This window comes from Luteibaculum oceani, assembly GCF_007995015.1.
Lineage (GTDB): Bacteria > Bacteroidota > Bacteroidia > Flavobacteriales_D > Luteibaculaceae > Luteibaculum > Luteibaculum oceani.
Genome location: NZ_VORB01000021.1, coordinates 1 through 1,329 on the forward strand (window position 1 = coordinate 1; position 1,329 = coordinate 1,329).

Annotated in this window: 2 protein-coding genes; both read left to right on the plus strand. The window is 37.8% G+C overall.

Going from position 1 to position 1,329, the window contains the following annotated elements:
* Positions 1 to 41: 41 nt before the first annotated feature.
* Positions 42 to 392 (plus strand): transposase, encoded by a 351-nt coding sequence (locus FRX97_RS12115; RefSeq protein WP_223266629.1) that lies wholly within the window; start codon positions 42 to 44, stop codon positions 390 to 392.
* The gene (locus FRX97_RS12120; RefSeq protein WP_170227138.1) at positions 392 to 1,294 is read left to right on the plus strand and encodes an IS3 family transposase; all 903 of its coding nucleotides are present in this window, start codon (positions 392 to 394) and stop codon (positions 1,292 to 1,294) included. The genes FRX97_RS12115 and FRX97_RS12120 overlap by 1 nt, the downstream gene beginning before the upstream one ends.
* The last annotated feature ends 35 nt before the right edge of the window (positions 1,295 to 1,329 follow it).

Consider the following 1,329-nt stretch of genomic DNA (forward strand, 5'->3'; position numbering starts at 1 on the left):
ATTGTCTTGTCCTGAAATAGGTTGACACAAAATCAACCAAAATGAGACAATTAACGCGTTACTCAGAAGCCTTCAAAAGGCAAGTCATCAAGGAGTACTTAACCACAGATCTTACTACGGAAGAAATTTGTAAGAAGTACCACATCGGATATTTAAATAATATCTACCGGTGGCGTAAAAAGTACGAAAGTGAATTTGATGTTTGGGATATGGATTACAAGGCTAAATTTACTGACATGGGTAAAGAGCAAAAGAAATCCGCCAAAGAACTCCAGCAGGAAAACGAACTTCTCAAAAAGGCCTTAAAAGACGCTGAATTGAAGAATTACGGCTTTAAACGACTTATAGAGAACTGGGAAAAAGAACTCGGGAGGAAATTGCCAAAAAAGTAGTGTACCAAACAATAAATGAATTAGTAAGCGAGTCCTCATTAGGACTTAGCGCATGGTGTACTTTGTTTGGTAAAACGCGACAAGCGTATTACAAACACCAAAAGCGTCGAGAGGCGCAACAGATGTCTAATCTAGCCTTGCTAGCAGATGTTTTACTCATTAGGCGAGATCATAAGCTCATGGGAACCAATAAAATACGTGTCATCCTAAAAGATCATCCAGGGATGATGGGAAGAGATCGTTTTTTTGATTTAATGGCAACCCACGGATTACTTGTTCGTAAAAGGAAAAGTAGAGTTTACACAACAAACTCCAACCATAGGTTTAGAAAGTATGGTAACCTAATAAAGGAATTAGAAATTGATCGTAAAAACCAAGTATGGGTATCTGATATAACGTACGTAAAGGTCGGGGAAACTCCATATTACCTAAGCTTGATTACCGATGCTTATTCTAATAAAATAGTAGGCCATTGTATTGCAAAATCACTGGAAGCAAAACATAGCCTATCAGCCTTGAAATATGCTTTAAAAGTAGAAGGGAACCCAGAGATCCATCACTCTGACCGCGGCATCCAGTATTGCTGCGATGAATATACTTCCGCGTTAAAACAAGAAAACCGAGCCATACAAATAAGCATGAGTAAAAAGGGAGACCCTCTAGAAAACCCAATTGCAGAAAGGGTTAACGGGATAATTAAGAACGAATATCTGTGCAATTATAATTTGGATAAAAACAACTACAAAGAACAGGTTGCTACAGCGATAAGATTGTATAATCTAGAACGTCCTCACTATAGCCAAAACATGAAAACTCCATCGGAAATACACGACGGAATTATTAACCCGCTGACAACCTTTTTTAGGAATAAAAATCAATCGTTAACTTTAACCAGGAATTAAAAATAAACCTGTCAACTTTTTTCAGGACGGGACAC

Coding starts and splice junctions, on each gene's coding strand:
- FRX97_RS12115 (WP_223266629.1), top strand. CDS start 42: ATGAGACAATTAACGCGTTACTCAGAAGCCTTCAAAAGGCAAGTCATC.